This window comes from Bradyrhizobium sp. USDA 4506 (assembly GCF_054058795.1).
This window is the reverse complement of sequence record NZ_JBSSBM010000002.1, coordinates 4,937,751-4,952,685: the sequence shown is the minus strand read 5'-3', so window position 1 is coordinate 4,952,685 and position 14,935 is coordinate 4,937,751. Positions and strand designations below refer to the sequence as shown.

The window sequence follows — 14,935 nt, the reverse complement described above, 5'->3', positions numbered from 1 at the left end:
GCTGCGGACTATCGCTTGTCCAGAATCCGCAACTCGGCGGTGGCGCTGGCGACCGTCACATCGCTGGCGTCGATCAGATCGGCTTCGACGATCATGTCGCGGTCGGTCTGCGAGATGACCTTCGCCTTGGCCGTGATCGGGCCGACGCGCGCCGGTTTGAGAAACCGCGTGGTGAGGGTCCTGGTCACGACGGTCCGCGTTGCGGGCAGCGCGGCGAGCGCGCCGAGGCCGGTAGCTGAATCCAGCATCGCGGCAAGGAAACCGCCCTGGATCGTTCCATGGCGGTTGGTGAACAAGGGTTGCGCCTCGAAACGGACTGTGGCGATTTCACCGTCGAAGCCCAGCCACTCGCGTCCAAGAAGTCGCGCGCCGGGCGGCACGTCTGCGCTTGCTTCACTCAAGCCGGTCACCGCAATTGTTGTCGGTCCAAATGTATCAGCCCGTTCGGGTCATGCAATAAACTCAGTGTCGTCCCTGCCTAGTGCGCAATTGCGCACGGGAGCAGGGACGACGACCTCAATGAGCCGCGACTTGCCGTCACCCCTCCGCGACCGCGTCGCCCCAGGGCTGGAACGGCTCGGTGACGCCGCTGTTGGTGGCGCCGTCGCGCAGCACGACGCTCGGGCAGGCGAACTTCATCGGCAGGGTCTGGATGCGGGCCTCCTCGAAGTCGAAGCGGCCGCGCAGCGCCTCGCGCACGCTGGCGGGCAGGCGCTTGTCGCCGATCACCACGGCGCCTTCGCTGGCGTCGATGCGGGGCTGGTGGATCGCGGCGTCGAGATCCATGCCGAAATCCATCACGAAGGAGAGCAGTTGCGACACGGCCGGCAGGATGCGGCGGCCGCCCGATGCGCCCGCGGCGAGCGTGCGGCCGTCGGCGGCCTGCGCCACGACTGGCGTGTAGTTGGTCAGGCAGCGCTTGCCGGGAGCGAGCGAGTTCGGATTGCCTTGCGTCGGGTCGAACCACATGATGCCGTTGTTCATGGTCAGCCCGGTGTTCGGCGTCACGAATTTGGAGCCGAAGGTCGACAGCAGCGTCTGCGTCACCGCGGCCATGTTGCCGTCGCGGTCGACCGCGGAGAAATGCGTGGTGCAGCTTGGCGCGATTGCTTCGGCGCCGAGCGCGCGGCGGCCGTCGACGTCGCCCATGTCCTTCAGCCGCTCGCGATAGGCGGCTTGCAGCGCCTCGGCATAGGCTGCGTAGGCCGCCGCATCCGGACCGCCCTGCGCGGGCGCCAGCGCCTTTTGCAAAAGGCCGAGCGTGCGCGCCATCGTGGGACCCGCGGTCAGCTCCGGCGTCGCATAGACCGTGCCGCCGCGATAGGGAATTTTCAACGGCTCGCGCAGATGGGCACGGAAGGCGGCGAGGTCGCGTACCGACAGCGCGCCGCCGGCGGCCCGGATGTCGTCGGCGATGCTGCGCGCCAGATCGCCCTCGTAGAAATCGCGCGGGCCGGCCGCGGCGAGCTGCGCCATCGTGGATTTCAGCCTGTCCTGCGGCATGCGGACCACCGACCTGATGCCCCATTGCGCATTCGGCGGCAGGCCATCTTGCAGATACGCCGCCGCGCTGGCGGGATAGCGCCGCAGATCGGCCGCGGAGCTTGCGATCATCGCGGTGGCCCACCAATCGACCAAAAGGCCCTCGCCGGCGAGCTTGACGCTCGGCGCCAGCAGATCCTTCCACGCCATTTTGGCGTGGCGGCGATGCGCTTCCTCCATGCCGGCAACGACTCCGGGCACAGCGATTGAGCCGGGGCCGTGCAAATTGCGGTCGTCCTTGACCCGCGCCCAGGGGAACAGGTCGGAGGCCGCGCCGCCGGTCAGCGGATAATCCTCGATGCGCAGGCCGTCGGGCGCGCGCATGCCGTAGTCGATCACCTCGACGCGGTTCTCCTTGGCGCGATAGAGCACCATCGCGCCGCCGCCGCCGGCGCCGCTCATCCAGGGCTCCACGACGCCAAGCGCGAAGGTGGTTGCGATCACGGCGTCGACACAATCGCCACCATCAGCCAATACCTCCGCGCCGACCTCGGCCGCCCGGCGCGACTGTGCGGCGACGATGCCGCCCTTGGCGCTGACGGCCGGCTTGCGGATCACTTGCGAGTTGGAGAACTGGTCGGACATGGCGTTGCTTTCGCTGTTCTTGTTGCGGGTGGGACACGTTGGCGTAGCATGCCAAGCATGGCACTGTCAGTGCAAGAACAAGAACCAATTTCAGGGAGCGGAAAATGACTGGTGTGAAGCGTGAACGGGACGGCAAGGTCGGCATCCTGACGCTCAACGATCCCGCGAGCCTGAACGCCATGACGCCGGAACTGCTCGGCGATCTCGCGCGCGCCGTCGGCGAGATGAGCCTCGACCCGGACATCCGCGCGCTGGTCCTGACCGGGGAGGGACGCGGCTTCTGCTCCGGGCAGAACCTCAAGGCGTTCCAGTCGCTCGGCGACAATATCTACACCGGCGTGATGAGGCATTATTGGCCGGCGATGCAGGCGTTGCGCGAATGCCGCGTGCCTGTCGTGGTCGCGGTCAACGGCGTCGCGGCCGGCGGCGGCTTCAGCCTCGCGATGTCCGGCGACATCATCCTGGCGGCGCGCTCGGCGAGCTTCATCCAGGTGTTCAGCCGGATCGGCCTGGTGCCCGATCTCGGCTCGACCTGGCTGTTGCCGCGCCTGATCGGCCGCCAGCGCGCGCTCGACCTGATGCTGCTGAACGAGCCGCTGCCGGCCGAGCGGGCCAAGGAGTGGGGGTTGGTGCGCGACGTGGTCGACGATGCAAAACTGCTCGACGAGGCAAAGGCGCTCGCCGGCCGTCTCGCCGACGGACCGACGCGCGCGCTGGTCGCGACCCGGCAACTGCTCGAGGAGAGCGAGCACGCCAGCTACGCCGATCAGTTCCGCCGCGAGATCGAGCTGCAGCAGGTGATCCGCGAGAGCGCCGACGCGAAGGAAGGCCGCCAGGCCTTCGTCGAGAAGCGCAAGGCCCAGTTCACGGGACGCTAGAGCGGGATGAGCTTACCTAAATCGAGCGGCGGGCTCCGCTTCACCTCGCCCCGCGTGCGCAGGGGTGTCCGGGGAATGATTCACTGTGTCGCGGTGCATGCTCGGCAGGACCGAGGCAAATCGGTCTTTTCTGGTTGTCGAGACACAGAGGGCCGAGCATGCGATATCGCGGTAGCATTTTTGGAAGGCTGCTTGAACCGATCAATCGACGGCAGTTTCAGACGGTTGTGGATCGTCTGGACGGGGATGCCTACGACAAGTCGTTCAGGAGCTGGGATCATCTGGTGGCGCTGATCTATGCCCAGCTTAGCGGCAACAGCAGTCTGCGCGGGGTGGTGACTGGCTTCAACGCCAATTCGCAGCATCACTATCACTTGGGAACCGGCAAGCTGTCGCGCTCGACGTTGTCCGATGCCAATGCCCGCCGTCCGATCGGCATTTTCGCGCAAACCTTTGCGGCGCTGTCGGCGATGGCGCGTCGCCAGCTGCGGAGTGAAGGCATGGAGATGGTGCGTCTGATCGACGCCAGTCCGATCCCGCTCGGCAAGGTCTGCAGTTGGGCGACGTGGAACGGCCGCATCCGCGGCATGAAGCTGCATGTCGTCTACGACCCAAGGAGCGATGTCCCGACCTGCGTCGAGATGACGGCCGCGAACGTCAATGACATCGAGATCGGCCGACAGACCCCAATCCAGCCCGCCACCACCTATGTGTTTGACAAGGGCTATTGCCGTTTCGACTGGTGGCAGAAGATCAATGATAGCAAGGCTTTCTTCGTTACCCGGGCGAAGACGAGCATCCGTCTTCGCTCGCTCAGGCATCGCGCCATCCGCAAGCGTAACGGGGATGGCTTCGAAATCCTTGCCGATGACGAGGTGAAGCTCACCAGCAAGGGCGATTCGCGCCTTCCAATCCCGCTCCGCCGCATCAAGATCAGACGCGAGAAAGGCGGCAAGATCACACTCCTGACCAACGACCTTGTCCGTAGCGCCGTCGAGATCGCCGCCCTCTACAAGAGCCGATGGCAAATCGAGCTGCTGTTCCGCTGGATCAAGCAGCATCTCGATATTCGCAAGTTCCTCGGCGCCAACGACAACGCGATCCGCCTTCAGGTGCTCGCTGCGATGATTGCCTACCTGCTGCTGCGCATCGCCGCTCACACCAACTGCATCAAAATGCTCCCGCTCAGGTTCGCCGAACTCGTCGGCCAGCTCCTGCTCACGCGTCGATCCCTCGCTGCCATCGACAAACCTCCGCCCATCAACCCCAGCCGTCGGAAATCAACCATCTCACCTGACCAGATGGAGCTCCGCTATGCCTGAATTTCCCCGGACACCCCTGCCGCGTGCGGGGAGAGGTCGGAACGCATCGTTCGATGCGTTCCGGGTGAGGGGGAGTCTCCGCGAATACAGCTATCACCAGACATATGCGGAGGCAGCCCCTCACCCCAACCCTCTCCCCGTAAGAACGGGGCGAGGGAGCGCAGCGCCGTCGCTGTTCGGCGCAATCTCAGGATGCTCCAGGCCTTGATCGTGCGCGTGCTAGCCGATCGCAATCGCGATCTTGCCGAAATGCGCGCCGCTCGCCATGTGGGCGAACGCCGCCTTGACCTGGTCGAACGCGAACACCTTGTCGATCACGGGCTTGACGCCGTGCAGGCTGATGCCGTCGCACAGCGCCTGCAGGTCCTCGATCGAGCCGACGGTGACGCCTTGCAGCCGCTGCTGCTGCATCACCATCAGCGGCAGCCGCGTGTCGGACGCGGCGGGACCTGCGAGCACGCCGATGAAGGCGATGGTGCCGCCGATCCTGGTGGCGCGGATCGACTCGTTCAGCGTGCCGACGCCGCCGACCTCGACGACGAGATCGACACCGCGCCCGGTCAGCTCGCGCGCCTTCTTGCCCCAATCGGGCGTGGACCTGTAGTTGAGCGTGACATCGGCGCCGAGCTGCTTCAGCCGCGCGATCTTGGCGTCGCTGGAGGATGTCGCGATGACGCGGGCGCCGCACATCTTGGCGAATTGCAGCGCGAACAGCGAGACGCCGCCGGTGCCCTGGGTCAGCACCGTCTGCCCCGGCTTGATGTCGCCGAGCTTGACCACCGCGCTCCACGCCGTCAGGCCGGCGCATGGCAGTGCCGCGGCCTCGATGTCGTTCAGATGATCCGGCGTGCGCACCAGCGCATGCGCGGGGAAGACCCGGTACTCGGTCAGCACACCGTCGACGCTGCCGCCGAGCGCCGCGCGCATCCGCGCCTCGCTCGGCTCGCCCCCGAGCCAGCTTTCGAAGAAGCTGCCGATCACGCGATCGCCGGGTGCGAAGCTCCTGACGCCGGCGCCGACCGCCTCGACCACGCCGGCGCCGTCGGAGACCGGCACCAGCGGAAATTTCTGGCGCGAGCCGTAACCGCCCTTGACCGTGAGCAGGTCGCGATAATTCAGCGTCGCCGCCTTCAGCCGCACCAGGACCTCGCCCGGGCCGGCTTGCGGAACCGGCTTGTCGACCAGCGCCAGCGCGTCGACGCCGCCGGGGCCTTGCAACTCATAGCATTTCACGGAACGTCTCCTGCTCGGTGCTCTTGTGTTGGGCAGCGCTTGCGGCGCCGCCACGCATGCGCCGAGCATATGTCAGGCCTGCCGCGCGTGGCCAGAGCGCGAAGTGACGCCGCTGGAATGGCGCCCATGTCTGAACGCGTTGGCGCAGCCCGAAAATACAGCCAATCTGCGCCGTCAATGAAGCGACCGAGCGGAGGTGACCATGGCTGCCTTGCTTGAGACGAAGCGCGATCTGATCGCAACGCTCGCACGCGGCGCGGTCCGCGTGCTGCTTGCCGCTGCATGGATCGCTTGCGGTGGTGCGATGGCCGCAGCAGACGACAGCCTCTACCGCGCGCAAACCGTCGTCACCGGCCAGGGCGAGCCGAACCGCATCGTAGGCTTCGGGGCGTGTCTGGAGGACGTCCTGATCAAGGTTTCCGGTCAGCCAATGCTGGCAGGCGACCACCGGCTTGCCGCGTACAAATCGAAGGCCAAGGCGTTCGTCAGCAGTTTCGACTATCACGATCAATATGCCGGCAAGCCGCATCATGACGAGCAGGGCACCCGCGACCGGCCCTACGACCTGACGGTGAATTTCGACGAGAAGAAGATCGACGGCATTCTCGCCAGGATCGGTCTCAAGCCGTGGCGGTCACAGCGGCCGGTGCTCGGCGTCTTCGCCGAGATGCAGCACGGTCCAAAGGATTACATTGTCACATCCGACGGGACGCAGTCCGACCTGCAACGCGATGCGCTTGCGGCTGCGGCCGGCAAGCGCGGCATGCGCTTCGTGCTGCCTGATACAACCGCGTTGACGAGCGCCAACATCTCCGCCGCCGAACTGCTGAAGACGCCGCCGGCGAAGCTGAGTTCGATCGTCGCGCCGCAAGGCGGCGAGGCCACCCTGCTCGGTCGGCTGGTCTGGGACGACAAGGATCTCGGCTGGGCCACGCAATGGCGGATGGCCTGGCACGGCAAGGATTACAAATGGCAGTTCCGCGGCGTCACCTTCGATGAAGCCTTCCGCCGCGGCATCGGCGGCGCCGCGCAGGTGCTGTCGGGCAATGGCGATCCGGGGCGACCAAAATAAGCTTGCGCGCGCAGCGGCTGGATCGCGCTAGCCGGCGTAGCCGAGCGTTTGCGACGGATATTCCCCGAACATCGTGCGGTAATATTGCGAGAAGCGCCCGAGCTCGATGAAGCCCTGTTCGATCGCAACCTTGGAGACGGTTGTCTGGTCGGGCGTGCTTTCGCGCAGGATCGAACGGATCGCGCAGAGCCGCTTGTAGCGCAGGAACGTTACCGGGCCGACCCCGAACACCTCGTGGAAGGCGCGGTGCAGGCTGCGTCGCGACAGCCGAAGCTCGCTGCAGATTTCCGAGACATGGACCGGGCGAGTGCCCGCGGCGTGCAGATAGTCCTCGACGTGGCGCACCAGGCGCATCGCCGACGGTAGATAGCTCGTCCCGTCGGGAGGCAACGATGTCACAACCGTCGCGGTCACGCAGTCGACGATCGCGCGCTTCCAGAAGCCGGCCGACGCGTCCGTCAAGGCGTCCGGATAGCGCGCGAGGTGCGCGACGATCCGCGGCAGTTTGTCCGCCGCGCCCATGCCGATCGTGGGATCGGCGCGAAAGTGGTTCTTCGCCTGCCAGGTCTCGGCGTCGGCGAGCCGCGGCTCGCCGCCGAATATGTCGGGCAGATCGGCGAGGTCGAAGCGGATGGCCGCGTAGGACGAAGCGCTGTGAAAGACCCCGTCATGCTCGACCGACGGCGGAATCACCAGCACATCGGCCGGCTGCATGTCGAACGCCCAATGCGTGACGCGGTCGGTCGCGTTGAGCAGCATTCCGATGATCAGCTTGGGATCGGTCGAGACGCGCTGGGTGCGGACGCCGACATTGAACGCGCCGATGCTGAGCGAAAAATCACCGATCCCGACGTGAGACAATGTGCCGCGCAGCTTGCCGCGCTCAAGCTGCATGACATCGACATGCGAGCCTTTGACGGCATCGTGGAGACCCTCGAAGCCGTCAAGCTCGCCGGTGCTGACCGTCAGGTGTTGGCCCATATCCACGTTCACAACTGCAGCGCGATTAATCTACTAAAACCAAATGCTTGAAGTCGGTACAAAAAATGTGCCCCGCGACAATGTGCTTAGATTGGTTCGATTCGCATGGCGAGATCGTGATGCGGATTTGCAAACGCGCGGATTTTCGCTTGTTTTTCCGAGAAAGCAATAAGGCCGACCGGATCGGATTGATCGAATTGGAGCATCTTTCGTTAAGCCTGCACGCCTCGGGGTTGAGATTGGCACAAAGTGCACATCCCTTGTATAGTGCGTTCCGCTATCGTTTGAACTGACAGCAGAATTCGCTCGTGACAACGTCCAGTGGAACGAGTCACGATGGAGAATCCTGTGCACGCAAATGTGCACATGGATTGGCAACGGAGGAGAAAAGGGAAGAAGGCCTGACGGATCAACGCTGCCGAAAAGTGCAGCACAGAAGAATGGAAGGGCGCGACAATGCACTCAGGCACGACGCAATCATGCACGACGTTCGGTCACCGAGATCATAAGGCTCCGATCTTCAACAGGATTTTCCGTCTGGCGCTCGTTGGAGCAGCCGCGATTGTCGCGCAAGCAGGCCCGGCGTCGGCGGTCAGCATCGGCTCTTCCGCTTCACTGCCGATCATCACACAGCAGGAAGGCAGCGGTAACGTTGTGCAGGTGCGCGCTGTCGCGCGCCGGGGCGGCGTTGCCGTCGGACCGCGCGGCGGTGCGGTAGCTTACCGGAGCCGGACGGTGGTGGGGCCGGGCGTTCGCCCCGGCTGGCACGGCGGCGGCACGCGCTGGGTCGGACCGCGGCCGGGAGGTTGGGCGCGGCCCGGCTGGTACGGCTGGCCGGTCGGGGGCGCGGTCGCGGCTGGTGCAGCGATCGGTTTCGTCAGCGCGGCGAGCGCAGCGGCCTGGGCGGGACCGCCGCCGGCAGCGGGCATGTGCTGGTACTACACCGACCCGTCTCGAACACAGGGCTTCTGGGACTACTGCTCGCGGTAATGCCCAAAGAGGTGCATCGCCATGTCCCGGGTAGAGATCGCCTCCGCTGAGCGAGCGCGTGACGACCGCGTCCAGACCGACGACATGGTCTGGATTCCCGGCGGCACGTTCCGCATGGGCTCCGACCATCACTATCCCGAGGAGGCGCCGGCGCATCGGGCGTCGGTCGACGGCTTCTGGATCGACCGCACGCCGGTGACCAACGCTCAATTCCGCGAATTCGTGCGGGAGACCGGGCACATCACGGTCGCCGAGCGACCGCCCGATCCTGCGCAATATCCGGGGGCGCTGCCGCATATGCTCTACGCCGGCTCGCTGGTGTTTCAGCCGCCGCGCCGCGTCACCACCCTGCGCGACTGGAGCCAATGGTGGACCTTGATGAAGGGCGCGAACTGGCGCCGCCCCTACGGCCCGCGCAGCAACATCAACGTGCTCGGCAGCCATCCGGTGGTCCACGTCGCCTATGCGGATGCGCTCGCCTACGCCAAATGGGCCGGCAAGGAACTTCCGACCGAAGCGGAGTGGGAGTTCGCGGCGCGCGGCGGGCTCGAGGCCGAGGAGTTCGCCTGGGGCAACGCCTTGACGCCCGGCGGCAAGCACATGGCCAACACATGGCAGGGCAATTTCCCGATTCAGAACCTCTGCGAGGACGGCTTCGACCGGACCTCGCCGGTGACCGCGTTTCCGCCCAATGGCTACGGCGTCCACGACATGATCGGCAATGTCTGGGAGTGGACCGCCGACTGGTGGTCCGCCCGTCATGAGGCCGACGCCGCGAAGCCCTGCTGCATCCCGCAGAATCCGCGCGGCGGTCGCGAGGAGGCGAGCTACGACCCCGCCCAGCCCGCCATCAAGATCCCGCGCAAGGTCCTCAAGGGCGGCTCGCATCTGTGCGCCCCGAATTACTGCCGCCGGTATCGCCCTGCCGCCCGCCATGCCGAACCGGTCGACACCTCGACCAGCCATGTCGGATTTCGCTGCGTGGTGCGCCGACCCGATTCTCAATCGTCACAAAAACCGTTCGACAAGCAAGGAGCGTCAGAATGAGCGATGAGAGCAATATCGTGGCCAGGCAGTCCGGTAGTCGCGGAGGGCTGCTTCGTGGCTTGTTCGCGGCGGCGTTGGTCGCGACAAGCCTGGCGCCATTTGCCGGGTCTCCCGCGTCAGCGCAGCAGCCGAACGCGGCCAAGCCGAACATTCTCGTGATCTTCGGCGACGATGTCGGCCAGTCCAACATCAGCGCCTATACGCGCGGTGTGGTGGGCTACAAGACGCCGAACATCGACCGCATCGCCAATGAAGGCATGATCTTCACGGACTACTATGCCGAGAACAGCTGCACGGCGGGACGCTCGACCTTCATCACCGGGCAGGCCTGTCTGCGTACCGGGCTCTGCAAGGTCGGCATACCCGGCGCACCGGTTGGACTCCAGAAGGGCGACATGACGATAGCCCAAGCGCTCAAGCCGCTTGGCTATTCTACCGGACAGTTCGGCAAGAACCATCTCGGCGACCGGGACGAGTATCTTCCGACGGCGCACGGCTTCGACGAATTCTTCGGAAATCTTTATCACCTCAATGCCGAGGAAGAGCCGGAGCGCCCCTATTTCCCGAAGGACGATCCGGCCTTCGTCAAAGCCTATTCGCCGCGCGGCGTAATCAAGTCGTCCGCCGACGGCAAGATCGAAGACACCGGGCCGCTCACGCGCAAGCGTATGGAAACTGTCGACGACGAGACGACGGGCGCCGCGATCGATTTCATGCAGCGGCAGGCGCGGGCCAACAAACCCTTCTTCACCTGGATGAACTTCACTCGCATGCACATCTTCACGCATGTTCGGCCGGAATATCGCGGCAAGAGCGGCATGCCCGGCAACGAATATGCCGACGGTATGTGGGAGATGGACCAGAATGTAGGCAAGCTGCTGAAGATGCTCGACGATCTTAAGATCGCCGACAACACGATTGTCATCTTCACGACCGATAACGGTCCGAACGCCTTCACCTGGCCGGATGCGGCGACCACGCCGTTCCGTTCGGAGAAGGACACCAACTGGGAAGGCGCGTTCCGCGTTCCGGCGATGATTCGTTGGCCGGGCCGCGTGAAGGCCGGCGAGACAGCCAACGGCATCGTTTCGGGTCTCGACTGGTTCCCGACCCTGCTTGCCGCGGCCGGCGATACATCCGTCAAGGAACGCCTCTTGAATGGCTGGCAGCCCCAGGGCAACCCGACCACCTTCCGAGATCACCTCGATGGGTTCAATCAACTCGACTACATCACGGGCAAGACGGACAAGAGTGCACGCAGCGAGTTCTTCTACTTCAATGACGACGGCGATCTCGTTGCCACGCGTTTTGACAACTGGAAATTCGTCTACGAGAAGCAGGAGCAGCCCGGACAAATGGATGTCTGGGCCAATCCCTTCAAGCCGCTGCGCGTTCCGAAGATGTTCAACCTGCGCATGGACCCATACGAGCATGCTGAGATCTCGGGCAGCGGTTACGACCAGTGGCGTGTGGAAAATGCCTATCTCGTTGCTCAAGGGGTTATGAGGTCGGCGGCCTTCCTTCAGACGTTTGCCGACTATCCGCCGAGTCAACGTCCGGCGAGCTTCAGCATCGATCAGGTTCGCAGGCAGGTCGACAAGAAGGTTGACGAGTCGTTCAAGAAGCGCGGTCTCGAATAGTCGCGAGGCCCTGCGAGACAGGCCAGTGGTATCGGCCTGTCTCGCACTGTATCCAAGGGGACAAGCGGATGGATGCTCGATCGAGCATAGGGTCTGCATCGACCGCGACCCGAGCACACCGAAAGAATCTGGATGCCGGTGCGAGCCGGAGGCTTGTCGCAGCGGCGCTGGCATTCGTCTCGGGTGCCGCCGGCCTGATCTACCAGGTGATCTGGATCAAGCAGCTCTCGCTCGTCGTCGGCGCTGATGTCTACGCCATCACGACCGCCGTGAGTGCCTTCTTTACCGGCCTGGCGTTGGGCGGCCTGATCTTTGGTGGAAGGGCCGATCGTGCCGGCCAGCCGGCGAAACTCTACATCGCGATCGAGATCGGCATCGGCATAACCGGCGTCGCCACCACATTGATCCTGGCGAATATTGCGCCGGTCTTCGTGGCGATCGAGAGCGCGAGCGGCTTGCTCGCATGGGCCATGGTGTTCGTTCTGGTCGGCATCGCCCCGCTTCTGATGGGTGGGACGCTACCGGTCCTTGTGCGTGCGGTGCTGCGGAATTCCGGCGATGCCGGCCGCGTCGGTGGCCGGCTGTACGCCGCCAACACGGCCGGCGCGATTCTTGGCGCTGTGCTGCCGATGTTTGTCCTCATTCCGCTGTTCGGGGTGCAGGGGACCTCGATCGCGGCGGCGACACTCAATGTCCTCGCGGCGGCGGGGGCAACGGTGCTCGGCCGGATTCCCCTGGCGTCGGCGAGGATCAAGCCTGCCGGCCGCGCGGCGGCGCATCAACCGCGCCGGGTCGGATTGGCCGTTGCCCTCTATGCCGCCGCCGGCGCAATTGCCCTCGGCTATGAGGTCGTCTGGTCCCAGTCCATCGTTCAGTTCATGAGTACGCGCAGTTTCGCGTTTTCCGTGGTGCTTGCCACGTACCTCGCGGGACTTGCGGCGGGCGCCGCGATCGTTGCGCGGGTCATCGACCGGATCCGCGATCCCTGGAGCGTCTTTGGCCTTCTGATCGCCGCCGCCGGCTTCCTGGCCTTGATCGAGATCGCGGCACTTGGCCATTGGCTCGTGGTCGCGCAGACAGCGACCGAGGCGTTCGTGCTCCGCCTTACCGAAAACCAGTTCGCCGGCATGTGCGCCCGCTTCGCGGTGGCAGCGTTCTGCATCGTATTCCTGCCGACCTTGCTGCTCGGGGCGGCCTTTCCGGTGGCGCTGCGTCTGGTGGTGCGGGATGCGCATATCGGGCAGGACGTTGGTGCCGTCGTGGCGGTCAATACGCTGGGCGGTGTGGGGGGCGCGCTTCTCACCGGCTTCGTGCTTCTGCCCTGGCTCGGACTTGTCCACACACTTGCATTGCTCGCAATCGGCGCCGGCCTTCTGGGCGTCTTGGCTTGCTGGGGCGGTCGCTCGAGCCGCACCGGTCTTGGCCTGGCAGTCGCGGTCGGCGCAGCCTGCATCGTCGCTGCGGTCGCCACGCCGTCCGACCGATTTGCCCAATTGTTGCCGGCAGCGCGGTCGGGAAAAATCATGTTCTATGAGGAGAGCCCGGGTGGGACGGTCGCGGTGGTCAACACCGGCCGCTTCCGCCGGCTCTATATCCAGGGCGTATCCAATTCTGGTGACGCGATGCCGTCGCTGCGCTACATGCGGCTGCAAGCGCTCCTGCCTCTCATCATTCACAATGGCGAGCCGAAATCAGCCCTGGTGATCGGCTACGGCACGGGCATCACGGCCGGGGCTCTCTCGCAATTCCCTGCTCTCGACAGGAGGGTGGTGGGTGAGCTGCTCCCGGCGGTCCTTCGTGCGGCTCCGATATTCGACGGCACCTTCAACGCCGCGACCGACCCGGGATTGGAGAAGCGCCTGGGCGATGGCCGTCGTCTCCTGCAGCGCGAGAGCCAGACCTACGACCTGATCACGCTGGAGCCGCCGCCGCCATCGGCGGTGGGCGTCGTCAATCTCTATTCTCGCGATTTTTATCGCCTGGCATCGTCGCGACTGAACGACGACGGGATCGTCGCGCAGTGGTTGCCGCTGCCGACGCAGAACGATGAGGACACGCGCGCACTGGTTCGCAGCTTCATCGATGTGTTTCCGTACGCGTCTCTGTGGACATCGGAGCTGCATGAGATGTTGCTTGTCGGGTCGCGTCGTCCGATTCAGTTGGATGCGGAGCGCATCAGCGCGAGATTCAACCAGCCCGAGACGTCTGCGGCGCTTTCCGCGGTCGGCGTCAACTCGGTCGCGGCGCTGATCGCAACCTGGATTACCGACCGCGACGGGCTCGAGCGCTACGCGGCGGACGCGCCGGCAGTGACGGACGACAGGCCGCGGATCGAATACGCGACGTGGGTTCGTCCGGACGAGTTCAGCCGGACGATTTCGCACATCTGGCAGTACCGTAGCGAGCCGCCGCTCAAGGGAGCGGGCGAGCAATTCACCACTTCGCTGCTGGGCGAAAGGCGAGATCTTGATGCGTTCTATCGTGCCGGCCTCAGCGCCTATGCGGGCAACCGGCAGGCCTACGCGCGCGAGATGGCGAGCCTCAGCCAAGCGGCGAGACGAAACCCCTATTACAGGTGGTTTACGGGGTCCAAGGAGCCGTAGTGCAATGTCAGATCATGCCGCAACACAGTTAGCGGCCGCCCCGGCGCGGCAAACTGCCAAGGACTCCGCGGCCCGCGACGCCGTGCTCGATCTCAAGGCGCGCATCGGCAAGTCGGTGCTCGGGCAGGATCATCTGGTCGAGAGCATGCTGATCGGCTTGCTGGCCAACGGCAACCTTCTGATCGAAAGCCTGCCGGGACTAGCCAAGACACGCGCGGTGAAGACGCTGGCGAAGAATCTTGCCGCGGACCTGTCGCGCGTGCAGTTCACGCCGGACCTGCTGCCGTCGGACGTGACCGGCGCGGAAATCTACCTGCAGACCGAGAAGGGCGGCCAGTTTCAGTTCCAGAAGGGGCCGATCTTCGCCAACCTCGTGCTGGCGGACGAGATCAACCGCGCGCCGGCCAAGGTGCAGTCGGCGCTGCTGGAAGCGATGGAGGAACGTCAGGTCACCGTTGCCGGCAAGACCTACAAGATGCCTGACCTGTTCATGGTGCTCGCGACCGAGAATCCGATCGAGCAGGAGGGCACCTATCCGCTTCCCGAGGCCCAGCTCGACCGTTTCCTCATGCATGTCGTGATCACCTATCCCGACGAGGCGACGGAAGGCGAGATCATCAAGCTCAACCGCGCCGAGAATGCGCGGAAGCCGGAAGCCGGAGCTGCCGAGCCGCCGCCGGTGCCGCAGCAGGCGATCCTCGATGCGCGCGGCGAGCTCGATGGCATTTTCGTCTCCGACCTCGCACAGAAATATATCGTCGACCTGATCCATGCGACGCGGTTTCCCGGCCGCTACGGCGAACCCCTGAGCAAATGGATCCAGATCGGCGCCAGCCCGCGCGGCAGCCTTGCCATCGACCGCTGCGCGCGGGCGCGGGCATGGCTCGACGGGCAGGACTTCGTCACGCCCGACCACATCCGCGCCGTCATCCATGACTGCCTGCGGCACCGGCTGATCCTGAGCTACGAGGCCGTATCGCAGGGCATCAGCCCCGACCAGGTGATCGACAAGATCACCGAGCTTGTCGCTGCAGCGTGAGGG

At 65.0% G+C, this 14,935-nt stretch carries 12 protein-coding genes; 8 read left to right on the top strand and 4 right to left on the bottom strand.

All coding sequences use genetic code 11. The annotated features are described in order from the left end of the window. Positions 1-8: 8 nt before the first annotated feature. Together ACVIHF_RS25665 and ACVIHF_RS25660 are read right to left on the bottom strand one after the other, a co-directional pair. Entirely contained in the window at positions 9-380 is a 372-nt protein-coding gene (locus ACVIHF_RS25665) for a PaaI family thioesterase (protein WP_168856329.1), read from the bottom strand. Positions 381-537: 157 nt separating this feature from the next. Next, a complete protein-coding gene (locus ACVIHF_RS25660) occupies positions 538-2,127 on the bottom strand; it encodes a gamma-glutamyltransferase (RefSeq protein ID WP_456792722.1) in 1,590 nt (529 codons plus the stop codon). A gap of 104 nt (positions 2,128-2,231) precedes the next feature. Between ACVIHF_RS25660 and ACVIHF_RS25655 the strand changes: the two genes are divergently transcribed. Together ACVIHF_RS25655 and ACVIHF_RS25650 are read left to right on the top strand one after the other, a co-directional pair. Next, complete coding sequence (locus tag ACVIHF_RS25655; protein WP_026193208.1) at positions 2,232-3,005, top strand: enoyl-CoA hydratase-related protein; 774 nt, start codon at positions 2,232-2,234, stop codon at positions 3,003-3,005. Positions 3,006-3,163: 158 nt separating this feature from the next. Then, complete coding sequence (locus tag ACVIHF_RS25650; protein ID WP_253605569.1) at positions 3,164-4,327, top strand: IS4 family transposase; 1,164 nt, start codon at positions 3,164-3,166, stop codon at positions 4,325-4,327. A 219-nt stretch (positions 4,328-4,546) separates the two neighbouring features. Here ACVIHF_RS25650 and ACVIHF_RS25645 read toward each other — a convergent pair whose 3' ends face one another. Next, positions 4,547-5,560: a zinc-dependent alcohol dehydrogenase family protein gene (locus ACVIHF_RS25645; protein ID WP_456792721.1), complete on the bottom strand. Its 1,014-nt coding sequence runs from the start codon at positions 5,558-5,560 to the stop codon at positions 4,547-4,549. Between the two features lie 202 nt (positions 5,561-5,762). Here ACVIHF_RS25645 and ACVIHF_RS25640 point away from each other — a divergent pair, with 202 nt between their 5' ends. Further along, entirely contained in the window at positions 5,763-6,632 is an 870-nt protein-coding gene (locus tag ACVIHF_RS25640; protein ID WP_456792720.1) for a DUF2066 domain-containing protein, read from the top strand. A gap of 27 nt (positions 6,633-6,659) precedes the next feature. On the opposite strand, the gene ACVIHF_RS25635 is transcribed toward ACVIHF_RS25640, so the two are convergent. Further along, complete coding sequence (locus tag ACVIHF_RS25635) at positions 6,660-7,613, bottom strand: helix-turn-helix domain-containing protein (RefSeq protein WP_253607332.1); 954 nt, start codon at positions 7,611-7,613, stop codon at positions 6,660-6,662. Positions 7,614-8,351: 738 nt separating this feature from the next. Between ACVIHF_RS25635 and ACVIHF_RS25630 the strand changes: the two genes are divergently transcribed. The 5 genes from ACVIHF_RS25630 to ACVIHF_RS25610 all read left to right on the top strand — a co-directional run bounded on the left by ACVIHF_RS25630 (position 8,352) and on the right by ACVIHF_RS25610 (position 14,932). Further along, positions 8,352-8,603 carry a hypothetical protein gene (locus ACVIHF_RS25630; protein WP_456792719.1) on the top strand — a complete coding sequence of 84 codons (252 nt, stop codon included), beginning with the start codon at positions 8,352-8,354 and terminating at the stop codon, positions 8,601-8,603. 21 nt (positions 8,604-8,624) lie between these two features. After that, a complete protein-coding gene (locus ACVIHF_RS25625; protein ID WP_456792718.1) occupies positions 8,625-9,650 on the top strand; it encodes a formylglycine-generating enzyme family protein in 1,026 nt (341 codons plus the stop codon). Beyond that, positions 9,647-11,290, top strand: coding sequence for an arylsulfatase (locus ACVIHF_RS25620; protein ID WP_310881890.1), 1,644 nt, complete (start codon positions 9,647-9,649; stop codon positions 11,288-11,290). Before ACVIHF_RS25625 ends, ACVIHF_RS25620 begins: the two co-directional genes overlap by 4 nt. A gap of 296 nt (positions 11,291-11,586) precedes the next feature. After that, positions 11,587-13,893: a fused MFS/spermidine synthase gene (locus tag ACVIHF_RS25615; RefSeq protein WP_456792717.1), complete on the top strand. Its 2,307-nt coding sequence runs from the start codon at positions 11,587-11,589 to the stop codon at positions 13,891-13,893. Between the two features lie 4 nt (positions 13,894-13,897). Further along, positions 13,898-14,932, top strand: a complete 1,035-nt coding sequence (locus ACVIHF_RS25610; RefSeq protein ID WP_456792716.1) for an AAA family ATPase — start codon at positions 13,898-13,900, stop codon at positions 14,930-14,932. The last annotated feature ends 3 nt before the right edge of the window (positions 14,933-14,935 follow it).

Bases quoted from the DNA above. Each gene is read 5' to 3' on its own strand.
- ACVIHF_RS25635 (WP_253607332.1), bottom strand. From the start codon at position 7,613: ATGGGCCAACACCTGACGGTCAGCACCGGCGAGCTTGACGGCTTCGAG.
- ACVIHF_RS25610 (WP_456792716.1), top strand. From the start codon at position 13,898: ATGTCAGATCATGCCGCAACACAGTTAGCGGCCGCCCCGGCGCGGCAA.
- ACVIHF_RS25660 (WP_456792722.1), bottom strand. From the start codon at position 2,127: ATGTCCGACCAGTTCTCCAACTCGCAAGTGATCCGCAAGCCGGCCGTC.
- ACVIHF_RS25620 (WP_310881890.1), top strand. From the start codon at position 9,647: ATGAGCGATGAGAGCAATATCGTGGCCAGGCAGTCCGGTAGTCGCGGA.
- ACVIHF_RS25640 (WP_456792720.1), top strand. From the start codon at position 5,763: ATGGCTGCCTTGCTTGAGACGAAGCGCGATCTGATCGCAACGCTCGCA.
- ACVIHF_RS25625 (WP_456792718.1), top strand. From the start codon at position 8,625: ATGTCCCGGGTAGAGATCGCCTCCGCTGAGCGAGCGCGTGACGACCGC.
- ACVIHF_RS25650 (WP_253605569.1), top strand. From the start codon at position 3,164: ATGCGATATCGCGGTAGCATTTTTGGAAGGCTGCTTGAACCGATCAAT.
- ACVIHF_RS25655 (WP_026193208.1), top strand. From the start codon at position 2,232: ATGACTGGTGTGAAGCGTGAACGGGACGGCAAGGTCGGCATCCTGACG.